This is a genomic window from Rhodanobacter sp. FDAARGOS 1247 (assembly GCF_016889805.1).
Classification (GTDB): Bacteria; Pseudomonadota; Gammaproteobacteria; order Xanthomonadales; family Rhodanobacteraceae; genus Rhodanobacter.
In genome coordinates this window covers 3,748,271-3,766,328 of record NZ_CP069535.1, presented here as the reverse complement: position 1 = coordinate 3,766,328, position 18,058 = coordinate 3,748,271, and the positions used below count along the sequence as shown (strand labels likewise).

The 18,058-nt window shown below is 63.8% G+C and carries 19 protein-coding genes and 1 tRNA gene; 11 read left to right on the top strand and 9 right to left on the bottom strand.

Translation table 11 applies throughout. From position 1 onward, the window contains the following. Nucleotides 1-945 precede the first annotated feature (945 nt). Together I6J77_RS17050 and I6J77_RS17045 are read left to right on the top strand one after the other, a co-directional pair. Complete coding sequence (locus tag I6J77_RS17050; protein ID WP_204109955.1) at nucleotides 946-3,987, top strand: TonB-dependent receptor; 3,042 nt, start codon at nucleotides 946-948, stop codon at nucleotides 3,985-3,987. A 249-nt stretch (nucleotides 3,988-4,236) separates the two neighbouring features. Beyond that, the gene (locus I6J77_RS17045) at nucleotides 4,237-6,111 is read left to right on the top strand and encodes an MFS transporter (protein WP_204109954.1); all 1,875 of its coding nucleotides are present in this window, start codon (nucleotides 4,237-4,239) and stop codon (nucleotides 6,109-6,111) included. Nucleotides 6,112-6,120: 9 nt separating this feature from the next. On the opposite strand, the gene ampE is transcribed toward I6J77_RS17045, so the two are convergent. The 9 genes from ampE to I6J77_RS17000 form a co-directional block, all read right to left on the bottom strand. Then, entirely contained in the window at nucleotides 6,121-6,990 is an 870-nt protein-coding gene (gene ampE, locus I6J77_RS17040; protein WP_204109953.1) for a regulatory signaling modulator protein AmpE, read from the bottom strand. A 70-nt stretch (nucleotides 6,991-7,060) separates the two neighbouring features. Beyond that, nucleotides 7,061-7,753, bottom strand: a complete 693-nt coding sequence (locus tag I6J77_RS17865; protein WP_239309082.1) for a hypothetical protein — start codon at nucleotides 7,751-7,753, stop codon at nucleotides 7,061-7,063. 66 nt (nucleotides 7,754-7,819) lie between these two features. After that, nucleotides 7,820-8,794, bottom strand: coding sequence for an NAD(+) diphosphatase (gene nudC / locus I6J77_RS17030; protein WP_204109952.1), 975 nt, complete (start codon nucleotides 8,792-8,794; stop codon nucleotides 7,820-7,822). Between the two features lie 11 nt (nucleotides 8,795-8,805). Beyond that, nucleotides 8,806-9,174, bottom strand: a complete 369-nt coding sequence (erpA, locus tag I6J77_RS17025; protein WP_007806944.1) for an iron-sulfur cluster insertion protein ErpA — start codon at nucleotides 9,172-9,174, stop codon at nucleotides 8,806-8,808. Between the two features lie 46 nt (nucleotides 9,175-9,220). Beyond that, nucleotides 9,221-9,658, bottom strand: a complete 438-nt coding sequence (locus tag I6J77_RS17020) for a polymer-forming cytoskeletal protein (protein WP_204109951.1) — start codon at nucleotides 9,656-9,658, stop codon at nucleotides 9,221-9,223. Further along, nucleotides 9,645-10,400 (bottom strand): DUF6776 family protein, encoded by a 756-nt coding sequence (locus tag I6J77_RS17015; protein ID WP_204109950.1) that lies wholly within the window; start codon nucleotides 10,398-10,400, stop codon nucleotides 9,645-9,647. The genes I6J77_RS17020 and I6J77_RS17015 overlap by 14 nt, the downstream gene beginning before the upstream one ends. Nucleotides 10,401-10,500: 100 nt before the next feature. Beyond that, nucleotides 10,501-10,971: a bacterioferritin gene (bfr, locus tag I6J77_RS17010; RefSeq protein WP_056715904.1), complete on the bottom strand. Its 471-nt coding sequence runs from the start codon at nucleotides 10,969-10,971 to the stop codon at nucleotides 10,501-10,503. A 133-nt stretch (nucleotides 10,972-11,104) separates the two neighbouring features. Further along, nucleotides 11,105-11,302, bottom strand: a complete 198-nt coding sequence (locus I6J77_RS17005) for a (2Fe-2S)-binding protein (RefSeq protein WP_040673053.1) — start codon at nucleotides 11,300-11,302, stop codon at nucleotides 11,105-11,107. A gap of 90 nt (nucleotides 11,303-11,392) precedes the next feature. Beyond that, nucleotides 11,393-11,950, bottom strand: coding sequence for an RNA pyrophosphohydrolase (locus tag I6J77_RS17000; protein WP_056715907.1), 558 nt, complete (start codon nucleotides 11,948-11,950; stop codon nucleotides 11,393-11,395). A 179-nt stretch (nucleotides 11,951-12,129) separates the two neighbouring features. Here I6J77_RS17000 and I6J77_RS16995 point away from each other — a divergent pair. From I6J77_RS16995 to atpA, 9 genes are all read left to right on the top strand, one after another. Then, nucleotides 12,130-12,206 (top strand) — tRNA-Met (locus I6J77_RS16995). Nucleotides 12,207-12,423: 217 nt separating this feature from the next. Beyond that, nucleotides 12,424-12,780, top strand: a complete 357-nt coding sequence (gene queD / locus I6J77_RS16990) for a 6-carboxytetrahydropterin synthase QueD (protein WP_204109949.1) — start codon at nucleotides 12,424-12,426, stop codon at nucleotides 12,778-12,780. Nucleotides 12,781-13,007: 227 nt separating this feature from the next. Then, nucleotides 13,008-13,394 (top strand): phasin family protein, encoded by a 387-nt coding sequence (locus tag I6J77_RS16985; protein ID WP_204109948.1) that lies wholly within the window; start codon nucleotides 13,008-13,010, stop codon nucleotides 13,392-13,394. A 261-nt stretch (nucleotides 13,395-13,655) separates the two neighbouring features. Further along, nucleotides 13,656-14,021 carry an ATP synthase subunit I gene (locus I6J77_RS16980; protein WP_056715914.1) on the top strand — a complete coding sequence of 122 codons (366 nt, stop codon included), beginning with the start codon at nucleotides 13,656-13,658 and terminating at the stop codon, nucleotides 14,019-14,021. Between the two features lie 3 nt (nucleotides 14,022-14,024). Further along, entirely contained in the window at nucleotides 14,025-14,843 is an 819-nt protein-coding gene (gene atpB / locus I6J77_RS16975) for a F0F1 ATP synthase subunit A (RefSeq protein WP_056715915.1), read from the top strand. Nucleotides 14,844-14,911: 68 nt separating this feature from the next. Then, the gene (gene atpE, locus I6J77_RS16970) at nucleotides 14,912-15,205 is read left to right on the top strand and encodes a F0F1 ATP synthase subunit C (protein WP_007807016.1); all 294 of its coding nucleotides are present in this window, start codon (nucleotides 14,912-14,914) and stop codon (nucleotides 15,203-15,205) included. Nucleotides 15,206-15,309: 104 nt separating this feature from the next. Next, nucleotides 15,310-15,780, top strand: coding sequence for a F0F1 ATP synthase subunit B (locus I6J77_RS16965; protein WP_056715917.1), 471 nt, complete (start codon nucleotides 15,310-15,312; stop codon nucleotides 15,778-15,780). Between the two features lie 3 nt (nucleotides 15,781-15,783). Further along, nucleotides 15,784-16,317, top strand: coding sequence for a F0F1 ATP synthase subunit delta (locus I6J77_RS16960; RefSeq protein ID WP_204109947.1), 534 nt, complete (start codon nucleotides 15,784-15,786; stop codon nucleotides 16,315-16,317). Nucleotides 16,318-16,434: 117 nt separating this feature from the next. Next, nucleotides 16,435-17,985, top strand: coding sequence for a F0F1 ATP synthase subunit alpha (gene atpA, locus I6J77_RS16955; RefSeq protein ID WP_204109946.1), 1,551 nt, complete (start codon nucleotides 16,435-16,437; stop codon nucleotides 17,983-17,985). Nucleotides 17,986-18,058: the final 73 nt, after the last annotated feature.

Below are 18,058 nucleotides of genomic sequence, written 5' to 3'. Positions count from 1 at the left end.
TTCTATTTTCTATGAAATCAACGAGGTAAGTTTAGTGTGGAAGCGTGTGGAAGTGCGAACGTTCACCGTTCCGCCGCTCACCTCCCGGAGCGTTGCTTGCAGAAGCTTCAACCTTGCGGAAGCTTCAACAATGCCTGGGTCAACGCCTCTGTGCAGCAACCCTTCGGGTTGTACATGCATCACAGACAGCGATCGTACGCAAAAATTTCACGGACATGATCGACGTGGATCCAGCTCCGGGGCGCCGCTGATACCCACATCCCGCATCAGCCCCGGCTGGCCTTCGACGAACAGACGTCCCACGAGCGCGTGCGGGAATGGCGTGGGTGCAAGCTTCGCCCCAACCTTGGAAACGTGTGGGGAGGATTGTCCCCCGCATGCAGAACCCGTGCGTGGTCGAGCTCACATATCGAGGATGACTTCAGTTGTAGTCGTAGTTGCCAGCCTCAGTCAGCCACTGTCCATGCTTCATGCAAGGTCGCCATCGGTCGATGCCTCCAAACGTGTCTGAAGTCCTTGATATTTTGCGGAATGGCAGGCGTTTTTGAGGGGAGATCCACGCTCCTCGGTCGGGCAAACGCTACAAGTCTTCCGAAGAGGCGTCTTCAGACGACTCCGTGCGCCAGGTCCGTGCGCAAGAGTATGGGGTGAAAATTTCTGCGCGCGCAAGTTTTCGCCACAAGAAATTGTTGACAAAATGTTATGGGCGCAGGTAGCGTCCGTAGTCGGGAGGTATCGCTGCACCCGGCAACGATGCGGTGATATGAGCCGCTCCAAGGTTTTCGCAAAGTGTTTCGAAGGGCATCGAAGCAGCAATCCTTGAGAAAGTGTCAGCAGCTTCTTGCGACATGACGATCAAAACGTTTTGTCGGTGATCGGTCATTTTTTAACATTGCCGACTTTTTGGCAGTCCGTTCTTTGGGTAAGTATGGGGAGACTATTCAAATGAAACTTCGTAACACTAATGGTATTCACCTGCGCCGCTCGGCCTTGGCAATCGGCTTGGCGTTGAGCCTGGTCGGCGGCTCAGCCGTTGCGCAGTCACGCTCCGCTGGCTCCATTTTCGGCGACGCCGCTGCGGGCAGCCAGATCAAGATCGTCAACACCGATACGGGACAGACCCGTACGATCACGGCAGACGCCAAGGGTCGTTTCCGCGCGAGCGAGCTGCAGATCGGCAACTACACCGTCACTGCCAGCAACAACGGCGAACAGACGGGCGGCAGCCGTAGCATCTACGTCGGCGCCGCCGGCGGTACCGAAGTCGACTTCGTCGCCCAGGAACTGGGGGCCGTGACGGTGTCGGCCAACCAGCTGCCGTCGATCGACGTCAGCCGGGTAGATACCTCCACCGAACTGAGCGCGACCATCCTGCGGAACGTTCCGGTGGCGCGTGACATCACCCAGGCCGCTGTCCTTGCGCCCAGCGTCATCCCGGCGGACTCGCGCTACGGCAACTCGGTGTCCTTCGGTGGCGCAGCTGCTTCCGAAAACGCCTACTACATCAATGGCTATCCGGTCACCAACGCGCTGACCAACATCGGTTCCACCACCTTGCCGTTTGACGCCATCCAGTCGGAACAGGTGCTCACCGGCGGTTACAGCGCCCGTTACGGCCGTTCCACCGGTGGCGTGATCAGCGTGGTGACCAAGTCGGGCAGCAACGAATGGAAATTCGGCGCTACGGCCACTTGGAGCCCGGAAAGCCTTCGCGCAGGTCGCCGCGACATCTATTACGCCAACGATACCGGCGCATCGAGTGCCGGCCTGCTGTATTCGGATCGTGGCACCATCAGCGACAACAGCCTGACCTATGGCGCCTATGCGTCCGGTCCGCTGATCAAGGATCGCCTGTTCGTCTATGTCACCGGCGAGTGGACCGATCGCAATTACGACGCGGGTTCGGTTCGCGGCGGCAGCCCCACCCAGGGCTACACCGAGACGGCTTACAAGAGCCCGCGCTGGCTGGCCAAGGTCGACTGGAACATCAACGACAGCAACATGCTCGAATTCACCGCGATCTCCGACAAGACTGGTCAGGACATCGACAACTTCTCGTGGAATTTCGCTGACAGCACCCACGGTACCAACAAGGCCGGCGGCTACCGCTACAAGGATGGCGGCGAAACCTACATCGGCAAGTTCACCAGCTACCTGACCGACAACCTGACCCTGTCGGCGATGTACGGCAAGCAGGACACGGTGCACTTCTCGGCACCGTTCGGCTACAACCCGAACGATGTCGCCGTCACCGACTCCCGTCCGGCCCACTCCGCCAATCCGGTCACCGGCCTCCAGCCGTACACCACGCTTGCCGACCCGGATGCCTATGACAAGACCGACGGCTATCGCGTCGACCTGGAATGGCACCTGGGCGATCACGACCTGAGCTTCGGCTACGACGTGTCGAACTCGGAATCGGAGGCCGGCACGGCGATGACCGGCCCCGGCTACAGCTGGATCTACTACCACACGGATGACGGCACCACCGAGCAGGGCGGCTACACCACCACGCCGAACAGCGACTATGTCGACCAGTACGTGTTCACCAACGGCGGCAAGTTCAAGGTCGAGCAGAAGGCCTATTACGCCGAGGATCGCTGGCAGTTGACCGATCGCTGGTTGCTGTCGCTGGGCGTGCGCAACGACAGCTTCACCAACTACAACTCGGATGGCATTGCCTACGTCGAGCAGAAGAACCAGTGGGCGCCGCGTCTGGGCTTCACCTGGGACGTCAACGGCGACTCCACGCTGAAGATCTACGGCAACGCTGGTCGGTACTTCCTGGCCATGCCGCTGAACGTGGCTGTCCGTGGCGCTGCCGGCTCCACCTACACCGAAACGTATTACACCTTCACCGGTATCGATCCGGTGACGGGTGCGCCGCAGGGCACGGCGTTGATCGGTGGACCGTACTCGTCCAATAACGAATTTGGCCAGGCTCCGGATCCGCGCACCGTTGCGGCGCAGAACCTGAAGTCGCATTACCAGGACGAATTCATCCTGGGCATGCAGCAGGCCATTGGTTCGGACTGGAACTGGGGCGCCCGCCTGCAGTACCGCGAGCTGAAGTCCGCGATCGACGACCAGTGCGACAACCGGCCGATGCTGAAGTACATGGTCGAGAACAACATCGCGATCGACCCGAACTACAGCTATTCGCCGGATTGCCGCCTGTTCAACCCGGGTGAGAACAACGTCATGTTGCTCGACATTCCGGACGCTGCCGGCAGCACCGACCTGGTCCCCGTGCCGTACTCCAAGGAGGACATGGGGATGTACTTGAAGCGCAAGTACATCGGCCTGGATCTCTTCCTCGAGCATCCGTTCGATGGCAAGTGGTTCGGTCGCGTCGACTACACCCTGTCGCACAACTACGGTAACGACGAAGGCCAGCTGAACTCCGACATCGGTCAGGGCGACGTCTCGCAGACCGTGCTGTTCGATCACAAGGAGCTGATGGAATACGGCGGCGGCAACCTGCCGAATGACCGTCGTCACGTCGTGAAGGCTTACGGCTTCTATCAGATCAACCCGGAATGGCGTGCTGGCGCTGCCCTGGTTGCCCGTACCGGTCGCCCGAAGCAGTGCCTGGGTTACTACACGGGTGCAGGCGGCTACAACCCGCCGGGTGCTCCGAACGCCGACGGTACCGGTACGACGCAGAGCGGTCAGGAGTTCTGGGAGACTTACCTGAGCTACGGTCCGTACTACCACTACTGTGGTGGCCAGGCGACCCCGCGCGGTGCCAACGGCCGCACGCCGGTGGACATCCAGCTCAGCCTGAATGCGGCTTACATGCCGAACTGGGCTCCGGGCTTGGCGTTCAAGGTCGACGTGTTCAACGTGCTGAACAAGCAGGTTGCGCAGAACGTGACGGAGATTGGCGAGAACGGCGGCGTGAACGTGGTTTACTCCTCGCGTGATCGCGTGATCAGCTACGGTGCTCCGCGCTACGTGCGTTTCACCATCAACTACGACTTCTGATGTCCTGAAGTCGGGAAGGCTTGCCGGACCAGTGATGGTCCGGCAGTCGATCCGGGTGATCGTTCATTTCCAGTCAGCAATACACCGCTGTGATTCAGAAAAGCTGCCGGCTTCCCGGCAGCTTTTTTTTTGGCGTCGATGCCTTCGTCTTGTAAGCTTCAAAAGCTGACCTAGGTTGTGGAATCTCGATCTGAGTCGACCCGGGTGGCAAAGCCCTTTGGCAAGATGCATATCAAGACAGGGAAACGCATGAGCCAATTCGCATTGCTGGGCAAGCGCCGCTTCGCGCCGTTCTTCTGGACCCAGGCGCTGGGTGCCTTCAACGACAATGCGTTTCGCAATGCGCTGGTGATGCTGGTGGCCTACCAGATGGGCCTGAGCGAGCACGTCGCCTCGATCTACACGAATCTTGCGCCGGCGCTGTTCATCATTCCGTTCTTCCTGTTCTCCGCCACTGCCGGACAGCTGGCCGAGAAGTACGAGAAGACGCGGATCATCCGTTACGTGAAGCTGTTCGAGATCGGCGCGATGGTGCTGGCCGCCTATGGCTTCTACACGCACCACACTTCGTTGTTACTGGTGGTGCTGTTCATGATGGGCATGCACTCGACCATGTTCGGGCCAATCAAGTACGCGATCCTTCCCCAGGCGCTGAAGCGCGATGAACTGGTCGGTGGCAATGGCCTGGTCGAGATGGGCACGCAGATGGCGATGCTGGTGGGCATGATCGCCGGCAACTCGCTGATGCTGGTGGCGGGTATCGGTCCGTTGCTGGCCTCGGGCGCGACCATCGCGGTGGCCGTGGCGGGCTATCTGGTCTGCCGCAGGATTCCGCCTGCGCCGGCGACCGCGCCGGAGCTGAAGTTCAACTGGAACATGTTCAGCGAAACGGCCCGCGTGCTGGCGATAACCCGGGCCGACCGCCCGGTGTTCAACGCGATACTGGGCATTTCCTGGTTCTGGTTTTTCGGCACGGTCCTGATCGCGCAGCTGCCGATCTATACGCGCGAGACGCTGGGTGGCGATGGTTCGGTCAATACGTTGGTGCTGACCCTGTTCTCGATCGGCACTGGCGCCGGGGCGCTGCTGTGCGAGCGCATGTCGGGTCGCCGCGTGGAAATCGGCTTGGTTCCGCTGGGCGCGTTCGGGCTGACCGCGTTTGGTGTGGACCTGTACTTCGCGCGTCATGGCGTGGCCACGGTGCGAGGGCTGGACTGGCTGGGCTTCCTGCACTCGGCGGGAAGCTGGCGGATCGCGCTGGACCTCACCCTGATCGGCGCGTTCGCGGGGTTCTACGTGGTGCCGCTGTTTGCCTACGTGCAGGCGCGCGCGCCGCGCGAGAAGCTGTCGCGGATCATCGCCGGCACCAACATCCTCAACGCCCTGCTGATCGTGCTGGCGTCGGGCTTCGGACTCGGCCTGGGCTTGCTGGGCTTCGGCGCGTCGCAGATCTTCCTGGCGGCCTCGCTGCTCAACGTGCTGGTGGCCTGGTACATCTTCACCCTGGTGCCCGAGTTCGTGATGCGCTTCATTACCTGGGTGCTGGTGAACACCTTGTACCGGGTGCGCGTGGACGGCAGTGAAAGGATTCCCGAGGAGGGCCCCGTTCTGCTGGTGTGCAACCACGTCAGCTTCATGGATCCGCTGCTGCTGATGGCCAATCTGCGCCGCCCCATGCGGTTCGTGATGTATTACAAGATCTTCCGGATCCCCGTGCTCAGCTTCGTGTTCCGTACGGCCAAGGCGATCCCGATCGCCGGTCACCGGGAAGACCCTGCCGTGCTGCAAGAGGCCTACGATGCGATCGACGCCGCACTGGCCAATGGCGAGGTGGTCTGCATCTTCCCCGAGGGTGGACTCACCGGCGATGGCGCGATAGCGCCGTTCCGGGCGGGCGTGGAGAAGATTCTCGCCAGGCGGCCCGTGCCGGTGGTGCCGATGGCCCTGCGCGGCCTGTGGGGCAGCGTATGGAGCCGGCGTGACTCGATGCTGGGCCGTTCCCGCCTGCCTCGCCGTTTCCGCGCACGAGTGGAGCTGGTGGTTGATGCGCCACGGCAGCCGGAGAACGCCGGCGCCGCGGCACTGGAGGCGCGCGTTCGCGAGTTGCGCGGCGACCTGGCCTGAGCGAGTCGCTCAACCCACCCAGCTGCCGATCACCACCAGCGCCACCACGCTCAGCCACGCCAGCAACGCCCGCAACAGGGCGCCCTGTAGCCGCCGCAGTTCGCCCAGCGGATCGCTGTGTTCCTCGGCGTAACCGTCGCCCGCCTCGATGTCGGTGACCACGTCGGCCCTGGCTGCAGCGCCCAGAAAGCCTGGGCCGCTGCTGTACCAGCTGGTTGGCGCAGCCTGGCTGTGCCAGCGGCGCCACGCGTCGATCACGGCATCCCAATGGCCGACCACGGCCAGGGTGAAAGTAAGCAGCTGTGCCGGCAACCAGTCCAGCGCATTGGCGACCTGGTCGGCAACGCGCCGGGTGGTCGTGTCGAGGTGCAGCGAGTCGCTGCGGCCCAGCGTCTGCCCCAAGCGGTAGAGCAAGGCGCCCACGGGCCCGAGCAGGAAAAACCAGAACAACACCGCGAAACGCCGGCGCAACGCGGCGTAGGCCACCGCCTCGCCGAGCGCGGGAGCGTTCCAGGCGACCGGGTTGCCATCGTCGGCCAGAGCCTGTGCCGCTGCCTCGCGGCTGGCGTCGTCCGGGGCGCGCAGAATCGCCTCCAGATCCGCTTCGAACTCGCGCGGACCGAAGCAGTACAGCAGCACGGCCAGCGCGAACAGCAAGCGCAACAGTTCGCCCAGCGGCGACCATCCCAGCATCCACACGACCAGCACGCACAGCGCCGCGGGCAGCAACAGGGCCACCGCCACCCGGGCCGCGCCGCTGGTGTCACCCAGCTGGGCTATCCAGCGGCGGAACCAGCCGTCACCGCGCCAGCGCGCCAGTTGCGGCGCGACGTGCAGCAGACCAAGGGCGATCAGGACGACAAGCAGACGAATGGCCATGGGGAAGCAGCTTCGCAGGGACTGGGGCCATTGTATGCGACTGCCCGCGCGCCTCGGTGCCTCGTCGCGTTCAATCGCCGAAGATCGCCTGATGCGAGATCGCTTCGACGGTGTGGTCGTCGGCCGTATGCGGAACCTGCGGGCCGCACCCATCAGCCTCCAGCGCGCGGTCCATCAACTGAGCGGTGACGAACTGGTTGGTGCTGTGCTCCATCTTCATGCGGACGTACTTGCAGCGGCTGGCTCCGGCCATCCTGCGCACCACCTGTTGCAGGCCTGGCTTGTCGTCGAGGGAAATGGCACGAATGCGTGCGATGTCCGTTCCGGGAAGGCGTACCTGGGTGGGCGGCGATCCCGTACCGCTGCGGCCACTCTGGATCGGCGACTGATAGTCGTCCGCAACCGCTGACGACCCGATCAGCCTGACTGCCGGAGCCGGCTCCGTTGCCTGGACCGGCGTGGCCGTGGTGAGCGCAAGCGGTGGCGAGGCCGGCCGCGCCTGGCGCGAGCGCCGCGGCATCGGGCGCGCGGGGGAATGCGCGCGAATCTGCGTCACCAGCCGGATTCGCAGCACGCCCTGGTTTGCGGGCGGCGCGTATGGAGGGGGCGGGCGTGGCGCGACCGGCCCGAACAACAACGCCAGCAGACCAAGATGCAGCGAGATCACCAGGCCGAGAATGCCACCGCGCCGAAGCGCCGCCCACCAGTCAGGGCGACGGGCGGGCGTTTCCCGCGCCTGCAGAGGGGTGCTTCCATGCGCCATGTCCGATTCCCCGATGAGGTGCGGCGAATCAGACCGCCAGCGCGTCACCAAGTTCTCGGCGGGGGCTCAAGGTGCTGCGGCCGCCTCCACCAGCGCGGCCAGATCGAGGCCGGCACGACATTGCAGCCAGTACGTCAGCAACTGGTAGGACACCGACAGCTGCGTGGACGGGAGGAAACTGCCGTCCGCGATGCCATCGACGATCTGCTGCGGAGTGAACCAGCGGGCATCTTCCAGCTCGTGATCGCGCCGAGCGATGTGCCTTGAGCGCGCCGTGGCGATGAAGCCGACCATCAGCGAGGCAGGCATCGGCCACGGTTGCGAGGAGTGGTAGCGGACCTCGTCGACGATCACGCCGGCTTCCTCGGCCACTTCGCGGCGCACCGCGTCCTCCAGCGCCTCGCCCGGCTCGACGAAGCCGGCCAGCGTGGAATAACGCCCCGCGGGCCAGCCCGCCTGGCGCCCGAGCAGGCAGGCGCCCTCGTGCTCGACCAGCATGATCACGGCCGCGTCGGTACGCGGGAAATGCAGGCGCGCGCACTCGGCGTTGGTGCATTGCGCGCGATGACCGGCGGCCACCAGCAGCAGCGCCGCGCCGCAGTGTGTACAGAATCGCGTCTCGCGTTGCCAGTGCGACAGACCCTTGGCGTAGGCAAACAGTCCGGCTTCGTCGGCATCCAGCAGCAGGCCGGCGCTGCGCAGGCTTTCGCGGCGTGCGTCGAGGGCACGCTCCAGTTCATCGATGCGCCCGGGATCGTCCGCCACCAGCAGGAAATGCGGGCGCTCGTACGCCACGCCGAGCAGGCTGGCCCGCGTGTCCCCCAGCCAGCGCTCGCGTTCGTCGACGTCGAGCCAGCGCAGCCGGTCGCCATCGCGGCGCAGGAAGGCTTCGCCCGCGGCATCCAGCAACAGATAACGCGCCGCAGGCGAGCGGGCCTGCTCGACAATCCACGTCGATTCGTCGCGCGACTCGGCGACCCGGTCGAGCACCAGGCTGAGCCCGGCGAAGGTGTTGGTGGGGGCAAGCCAGGCCCGGTCCATCGGCAACTTCCTCAGGCGGAGAACGAGGAGCCGCAGCCGCAGGTGGTTTTCGCGTTCGGATTGCTGATCACGAACTGCGCGCCGCTGAGGTTCTCGGCGTAGTCGATCTGCGCGCCGCCCAGATACTGCAGCGACAGCGGATCGCACAGCAGGGTGACGCCGTCACGCTCCACCGCCAGGTCGTCTTCGGCCTGGGCTTCGTCGAAGGTAAAGCCGTACTGGAAGCCCGAACAGCCGCCACCGGAGATGTAGACGCGCAGCTTCAACGCCGGATTGCCCTCTTCGGCAATCAGCTCATGCACCTTGTGCGCGGCCGCTGCGGTGAAGATCAGCGGCGTGCCGCTGCTCTGGTAGTCGGGGATCGAGACGATGGTTTCCATGGCTTTCGAAGTGGGGGCGTGGCCGGGTCTGCGCAAGCATAGCGCGTCAGGCGGGCACTGCCTCGTCCACGCCGCCATCCTGGGCCGGCGCGGGCAGGTTGCGCTGGGCTTCCTCGGCCTGGCGCGTGATGCGTCCGTTGACCTGGGCGCCGGCGGCCATCTCCAGGGTGTGGTAACGCAGGTCGCCATCGATACGCGCCTGCGGCGCCAGTTCCAGCCGCACGCTGACGTTCACGTCGCCGGTCACGTGGCCGTTGATCACCGCCTGCGGCACATGGATTTCGCCATGCACCTGGCCGTGCTCGCTGAGGGTGAACATGGCGTCCTCGCCATCGCCGACCACGCTGCCTTCGATGCGCCCGTCCAGGTGCAGTGCGCCACTGAAGCGCACGTCGCCGCGGATCGACGTGCCACGCGCAATCAGGCTGGTCTCGTTGTGGCTGCTGTTGCGATCGTTGCGGTCGCTGCGTCTACGGTTGAGCATCGTGATCCCCTTGTGCGGTCGTGATGTTGCCACTCAGCGCGTCGCCCCAGGCGACGGCGCGGTTCACCGTCTCCCCGTCGGCAGGCTTCACGCTGATGCGCAGTCGTGTCGGGCGGAAATCCGCCGGCAACACGATCGTGCCGTGCAGTTGCTGGAAATAGGTGAAGCGGAACGGCATGCCGTCCTTTTGCGCGGCGTCGCCCAATGCGTTCCAGTCCAGCCGCGTCACCTTGTCGCCGCGCAGGCCTTCCACGCTGACCAGGGCATTGCCGGAAACCTCGTCGCCCCGCTTGGCGTTCTGGGTCAGGCTGAGGCTGAGGTTCCAGCCGCGTGAACCGACGATCGGCTGCAGCTTCACTTCCTGCAACTTCAGTCCCTGCCGCTGGGCATCGCCGCCGACCAGCCGCGAGTAGAAGCCGAGGTCGGCGCGCAGGCCGTTGAGTTCCTCTTCGCGCTGGGCCAGCGTGCCCCGCAGCGAACGCGTGGCCACTTCATTGACCTGTGCCGAGCGCTGCAGATTGGCCAGCTGCTGCTTCAGGTCGTCGATCTGGGCGAGCAGGGCGCGTTGTTGCCGGTTGTCCACCACAGCCGGTGCGTTGGCGTGCCGGCCGAACAAGGCTACGACAAGGCCCACCACCAGCAGGCTGGCCAGCCATGCCAGGGCCAGCCACCACCAGCGTCGGCGATGGCCGGTATCGTCGTGGCGGCGCACGACGAAACGTGGTGGCGGTCGTGAACCCATGCGGCTGTTCCGGGGAAAACCCAAGGTATAGCCCCGGCGTGATGAAAGCGTCAAGGAACGGCAGCACGAATCGGGCGGCGGCTCGTCCGGTGTGGCGGCGTCAGCTGGTCATCTTGTTCTGCAGATAACGCTCCGCGCCGATGTCCCTGATCAGGCTGAACTGGGTCTCCAGCCAGTCGATGTGCTCTTCCTCGTCGTGCAGGATGTCCTTGAACAGGTCGCGGCTGATGTAATCGGCGATGCCTTCGCTGTAGGCGATGGCCTCGCGCAGGTCCTTCACTGCCGCCAGTTCCAGGTCCAGGTCGCCCTGCATCGACTCGATCGCGTTCTCGCCGATGCGCAGCTTGCCCAGGTGTTGCAGGTTCGGCAGGCCATCGAGGAACAGGATGCGCTCGATCAGGTGATCGGCGTGCTTCATCTCCTCGATCGACTCCTTGTATTCATGCGCGGCCAGTTCGCCATAGCCCCAGTCCTTGAGCATGCGGTAATGCAGGAAATACTGGTTGATCGCGGTCAGCTCGTTGTAGAGCACCTTGTTGAGGAATTCGATGACCTTCGCATCACCTTTCATGGCTTCCACTCCTCTCGAAAATCAGTCCCGACTATACAAACTCCGCGTTGGCGGCGACGGAATGAGAATGGAACGCCTTTGCCCGGCGTGCGGAGCGGACTCCGGCCGGGTTGCGCATGAAACGAAGGGGGAATCAGGCCGTGACGAGCGGCAACTGGCAGATCACCTGCGAGCGCGCCTGGTCGAACGTGGCGCGTGCCTCGGCATCGCAGCAGCCGCAGCAGTCCGAGCAGCCGGTACGCGCCTGCAACTCGGCGAACGTCTGTACGCCGGCAGCCGCCTCGCGGCGGATGTCGTGATCGGTGACGGCATTGCACATGCAGATATACATGACGCGTATGAGAACGCGAATGCGAACGATTGTCAACAAGTGGGTCGGCGCCGATTGCCCGGAATTCAGCCGAGCGCCCGTTCAACCGGTTCAGGCCACCGCGCGACCGCCCTGCGGCCTGGAGGGTGTGTCGGGCTCGTCGCGCGGCGGCAGGGTGCCCAGCTGCACGCTGAACAAGTCCTCCACCAGTGGCGCGAAATGGCGCAGCGCCCGTGCGTACACGTCGCGCTTGAAGTTCACCACGTGCGCCGCGGGGTACCAGAAATCCACCCAGCGCCAGATGTCGAACTCCGGCTTTTCGCAGGCATCCAGCTTCAACGCTTCCTCGCCGCCGACCAGCTTCAGCAGAAACCACACCTGCTTCTGACCGATGCAGGTCGGCCGCTGGTGGTGCCGCACGTAGCGACTCGGCAGGCGGTACTTCAGCCAGCCGTGGGTGGCGGTGATCACTTCCACGTGATGCGCCGCCAGCCCGGTTTCCTCTTCCAGTTCGCGATACATCGCCTCCAGCGGCGTCTCGTCCGAGCGCATGCCGCCCTGCGGGAACTGCCAGCCGTCACGATTGACCCGGCGCGCCCAGAACAACTGCCCGTCTGCATTCAGCAGCACGATGCCGACATTCGGACGGTAGCCATCTACATCAATCATGTCGCCTCCTGGAGCCGAACGACGCAGTTTTCCTGCACGCCACGCCGAATTCCTGAAGCCGATTCAACCACAGCCCGCAAAGCAGCGGCAAGCCACAGGCTTGAACCTTCGCCCCCGGCCCACTACACTTCCGCGCCCCGCCCGTGATCGTTCCGATCCAGCCCGGCGGAATTCCTCAAGGCTATGTAGCTCAGCTGGTTAGAGCACAGCACTCATAATGCTGGGGTCGGTGGTTCGAGTCCACCCATAGCCACCAAACGCCTCTTTGCAAACCGCGGAAGTCGATCGCAGACCTTGCACGGCCAAGGTGCCCGACTTCCCTGGCGCCTGCGTGTTCTACCTGCGTTCCGACCAGTCATGCTGTTTGGTGAAAAGTGGCGCATGGTTGCGAGGCCGTGGCAGCGCCAGGCGGGTTCGGAATGTCGTCCTTCTACTGATGCTGGGCGACTTTCCCATGGCTGTACAATCCGCCGATGAACATCTTCAAAGTCTTCACCCTCGAAGCGGCTCACCGCCTGCCCAACGTGCCGGAGGGGCACAAGTGCGCGCGGCTGCATGGGCATTCGTTCCGGGTCGAGTTGCATCTGACCGGCGAGCTCGGGGTGGAGTCGGGTTGGGTGATGGATTTTGGCGACGTCAAAACGGTGTTTCAGCCGATTTACGATCAGCTCGATCATCACTATCTCAATGACATCGAGGGGCTGGAGAATCCGACCAGCGAGCGGCTGGCGGTATGGATCTGGGATCGGCTGAAGCCCGCGCTGCCGCTGCTTTCCGAAGTGGTGGTGCATGAAACCTGCACGTCGGGATGTCGATACCGGGGCATGTGAGCCGACCCCGTCATCGGGTCCGCGCCAGGCTCTGCAGTCTTCGGTCGGGGCTGGGCTCGGGATGATCGCTTTGACGCGGCGCGACGTGGTCCATGGCGACTCCAACAGATCGTTTTTCCTGAATATTTCCCCGCTGGTCTGGTTGTCGTCCGGAAATATATATTGCACTGCACAAAATCTTTCGCTAGAATGGCTGCCACTACCCCATCCTCAACGAGGACCAAGCCATGACGCAGCAGTTCAACAACCAGCTTTTCGCTTTCACCAAGCAGTTCACCGACAGTGCGTTCAAGGCGCAGTCGCTGGCCTTGAAGGGCCTGGAGACGGTCGCCGAGCTGCAGCTCAAGGCGCTCGAGGAGCAGTCCAAGGTCTCCGCCCAGTTCGTCGCCGAGGCGATGGAAACCCGCGACATGGATGGTCTGCGCAGCCTGTGGGAAAAGGGCAGCAGCCTGAGCCGCGAGAATGCCGAGCGCGCCGTGGCCGTTTCGCAGGAAGTGATCGCCGTGACCCAGAAGACCGCCGAGTCGCTGAATGCCCTCGTGCAGGAGCAGCGTCAGGCTGCCAATGACGCGGTCGCCGCGCCGGTCGCCGCCAAGAAGGCTTCCGCCAAGTAATCCAGCGGCATCAGTTGCGCTCGGCGTGACCCAAACAGGGCCGGACTTCGTTCCGGCCCTGTTTGCATGTGGTCTCGAAAGATTTTGTGGCATGGCCCGCGCGGGCTCCACAATTCAATGCGTTAAGCGTGCCGCGGGACACGATGTCGCAGCTTCCACGGCTTGTCCCGGCAACTTTTCAACTGCTATACTTTTACGGATTGGATCGTGGCCCGCAGCTGTATCGGTGCCGCCTGCTGCAGGCCGCGCGGAGAAGCTACGTTGCTCAACAGTCTTGCCTCCGGTCGACGCATCGCGCTGCGCATTGTCCTGCTGCAGTTGCTGGTGGCGTTGCTGGTCGGCCTCGTGTTTCTCGCATTGGGACCGCGTGAAGCGGTTTCGGCTGCTGCGGGCGCGACGATGGTGGCGCTGGGTACCGCGCTGATGTCGGCGCGATTCTTCAGCGGCGTGACGGGCGCGGGTCAGGCGTTGGGCCGGTTGCTGACGGGCGTGTTCCTGAAATGGATCGTGATCGTCGGAGGGCTGATCGTGATCCTGTTCCAACTCAAGTTGCCACCGCTGGCCGCCATCACGGGGTTGGCGGCGGCTTACGCGGTTTATCTGCTGGCGTTCAGATTCAAGGGTTGATCCATGGCAAGCGAGCCGACTGGCGGTCTTACCGAATACATCCAGCACCATCTCAAGCACCTGACCCCGCATACCAGCGAGGGCGGGTTCTGGGCGGTGCACGTCGACTCGGTCACCGTGTCGCTGGTGCTGGGCGTGCTGTTCTGCCTGTGGTTCTGGCTGAAGGCGCGCAAGGCCACGGCCGGCGTGCCGGGCAAGGGCCAAGCCTTTGTCGAGATCATCCTCGAGTTCGTCGATGGCCAGGTCAAGGACGTGTTCCACGGCGATCGCCGCGTGCTGGGGCCGCTGGCGCTGACCGTGTTCGTCTGGGTCTTCCTGATGAACGCGATGGACCTGCTGCCGGTCGACCTGCTGCCGTGGATCACCGAGAAGTTCGGCATCGGCCACTTCCGCGCCGTGCCCACCGCCGACATCAACATGACGTTCGCGATGTCGCTGACGGTGTTCGTGCTGATCATCTTCTACAGCTTCAAGGCCAAGGGCGCCGGCGGCTACATGAGCGAGCTGTTCACCGCACCGTTCGGCAAGCACCCGCTGCTGTGGATTCCCAATTTCGCGCTGAACCTGGTCGAGCTCGCCTCCAAGCCTGTGAGCCTGGCGATGCGACTGTTCGGCAACATGTATGCAGGCGAGCTGGTGTTCATGCTGATCGCCGGCCTGTTCAGCGCCGGTGCCGGCCTGGCGGGCTGGGCGCTGTATGGTGCGGGCATCATCGGCTACACGGTGTGGGGCATCTTCCACATCCTGATCATCTCGATCCAGGCGTTCATCTTCATGGTGCTGACGATCGTGTACATCTCGATGGCGCACGATCACCACTGATCGGCGTTCTCGAATCATCTGCTGCAACCGCTTTGTCTATTCCAGTTTGAATTTCTCAGGAGACTACCGTGGAACATCTCGTCCAGTTTGCACAAATCCAGGGCTTCACCGCCATCGCGCTCGGCCTGATCATCGGTTTTGGTGCGCTCGGCGCCTGTATCGGTATCGGCATCATGGGTTCGAAGTTCCTTGAAGCCGCCGCGCGTCAGCCGGAGCTGGTGCCGCTGCTGCAGGGCCGCATGTTCCTGCTGGCTGGTCTGATCGACGCCGCGTTCCTGATCGGCGTGGCGCTGGCGATGTACTTCGCCGTGGCCAACCCGCTGCTGGGCAAGGTGCTGTCCGCCGCCGGCGCGGGTCAGTAAGAAGCACCCTCGCGATGGCGCCCATCGAGGCGCCATCGCGTATCTGGCGCGGGTTTCCCTGATTCCCGCGTTTGTCTTGTTCCGTATTTACAGGTAACGCAGCGATGGATTTCAACGCGACCTTGATTGGCGAAATGATTTCGTTCGCCATCCTGATCTGGTTCAGCGTCCACTTCATCTGGCCGCACATCAACAAGGCCATCGAAGATCGCCAGGTCAAGATCGCCGAAGGGCTGAATGCCGCCGAGCGCGCCCATGCCGAGCTGAAGAGCGCGGACGTGAAGGTGGCTGGCGAGATCAAGCAGGCCCGCCTGCAGGCGTCGGAGATCATCGACAAGGCCCAGCAGCAGGCCAATCAGATCATCGACAAGGCCCGTGGCGAAGCGATCAGCGAGATCAACCGTCTGAAGGCCGCGGCGCAGGATGACATTGCGTCGATGGCGCAGCGTGCACGCGACCAGCTGCGTGAGCAGGTCGGTGCGCTCGCGGTGCAGGGTGCCAGCAAGATCGTGCAGCGCGAGGTGGATGCCTCGACGCACAAGGCCCTGCTCGACCAGCTTGCGGCCGAGATCTGATCGATGGCCCAGGCAATCACCCTCGCCCGTCCGTACGCCCGCGCCGCCTTTGAGGTGGCGCACGCGTCCGGCACGCTGGCTTCGTGGTCGCAGTCGCTGGCGTTTGCTGCGGCGGTGGCGGGCGATGCGCTCGTGGCCGGCCTCGGCAATGATCCGCGGGTGCTGCCGGCTCAGCTGGTGGCGCTGCATCTGCCGGCCGGCATGGCGGTCGATGCGCCGTTCGGCCAGTTCCTGACCGAGATGGCCGAGCAGCGCCGCCTGGTTCTGCTGCCCGAAGTGGCCGAGTTGTTCGAGATGCTGAAGCGCGAGTCCGAATCGCAGCTGCTGGTCAAGGTGACCAGCGCGATGACCCTGGATGCGGCGCAGTCCGAACAGCTCAAGGCGTCGCTGAAGCGCCGCTTCAAGCGCGAGATCGAACTGGAAACTTCGGTCGATGCCTCGCTGCTGGCCGGCGTGGTGATCGATACCGGCACGGAAGTGATCGACGGTTCGGCGCGCGGACGTCTCGCGCAGCTGGCCGGTGCCCTGGCAAATTGAAAGCAGAAATAAAGTGGAGAGAAGTGAGAAACGAGTGGCATATACCTGACCACGCCGCCGCTCTTGCTCACCACTCGTTCCTCTTAACTCATTTCTAGATTTTTGGGATAGATGACCATGTCCAGCACCACACTGAATCCGTCCGAGATCAGCGAACTGATCAAGAGCCGCATCGAGCAGTTCAAGCTCGGCGCGGAAGCGCGCAACGAGGGCACGATCATCAGCGTGTCCGACGGCATCGTGCGCATCCACGGCCTGGCCGACGTGATGCAGGGCGAAATGATCGAACTGCCGGGCAACGCGTTTGCACTGGCGCTGAACCTCGAGCGCGACTCGGTCGGCGCGGTGGTGCTGGGTGAATACCAGCACCTGCGCGAAGGCGACACCGCCAAGACCACCGGCCGCATCCTCGAAGTGCCGGTTGGCCCCGAGCTGCTCGGTCGCGTCGTCGACGCGCTGGGCAACCCGATCGACGGCAAGGGTCCGATCAACGCCAAGCTCAATGCCGAAGTCGAGAAGGTCGCGCCGGGCGTGATCTGGCGCAAGTCGGTCGACCAGCCGCTGCAGACCGGCTACAAGTCGGTCGACGCGATGATCCCGGTCGGTCGTGGCCAGCGCGAGCTGATCATCGGCGACCGCCAGACCGGCAAGACCGCGCTGGCGATCGACGCGATCATCGCGCAGAAGGGTTCGGGCATTAAGTGCATCTACGTGGCGATCGGCCAGAAGCGCTCGTCGGTGGCCAACGTGGTGCGCAAACTGGAAGCGCACGGCGCGCTGGCGCACACCATCGTGGTGGTCGCCTCGGCCTCCGAGTCGGCTGCGCTGCAGTACGTGGCGCCGTATTCGGGTTGCGCGATGGGCGAATACTTCCGTGATCGCGGCGAAGACGCGCTGATCGTGTACGACGATCTTTCCAAGCAGGCCGTGGCGTATCGCCAGATCTCGCTGCTGCTGAAGCGTCCGCCGGGCCGCGAAGCGTATCCGGGCGACGTGTTCTATCTCCACTCGCGTCTGCTCGAGCGCGCATCGCGCGTGTCCGAGGAATACGTCGAGAAGTTCACCAACGGCGAAGTGAAGGGCAAGACCGGTTCGCTGACCGCGCTGCCGATCATCGAGACCCAGGGCGGCGACGTTTCGGCGTTCGTGCCGACCAACGTGATCTCGATCACTGACGGCCAGATCTTCCTGGAAACCGACCTGTTCAACGCCGGTATCCGTCCGGCCGTGAACGCCGGTATCTCGGTGTCCCGCGTCGGCGGTGCCGCGCAGACCAAGATCGTCAAGAAGCTGTCCGGCGGTGTGAAGCTGGCGCTGGCGCAGTTCCGCGAGCTGGCCGCGTTTGCGCAGTTCGCTTCGGATCTGGACCCGGCCACCCGCGCCCAGCTGGACCGTGGTCAGCGCGTGACCGAGCTGATGAAGCAGGCGCAGTACGCGCCGCTGTCGATCGCCGAGCTGGCTCTGTCGGTGTACGCGGCCGAGAAGGGCTATCTGGACGACCTGCCGGTGAACAAGGTGCTGGCGTTCGAGAAGGGCCTGCACGCCTTCATGCACCAGAACCACGAAGAGCTGATGAAGAAGATCGTGGCCACCGGCGACTGGAACGGCGACATCGAAGCCACCTTCAAGGCCTCGCTGGACGAGTACAAGAAGACCGGTAGCTGGTGACGCAGGGAACAGGGAACAGGGAGCGCGGTACAAGAGCGCGCCCGTTCCGCAACTGATCCTCCCGTTCCCCGTT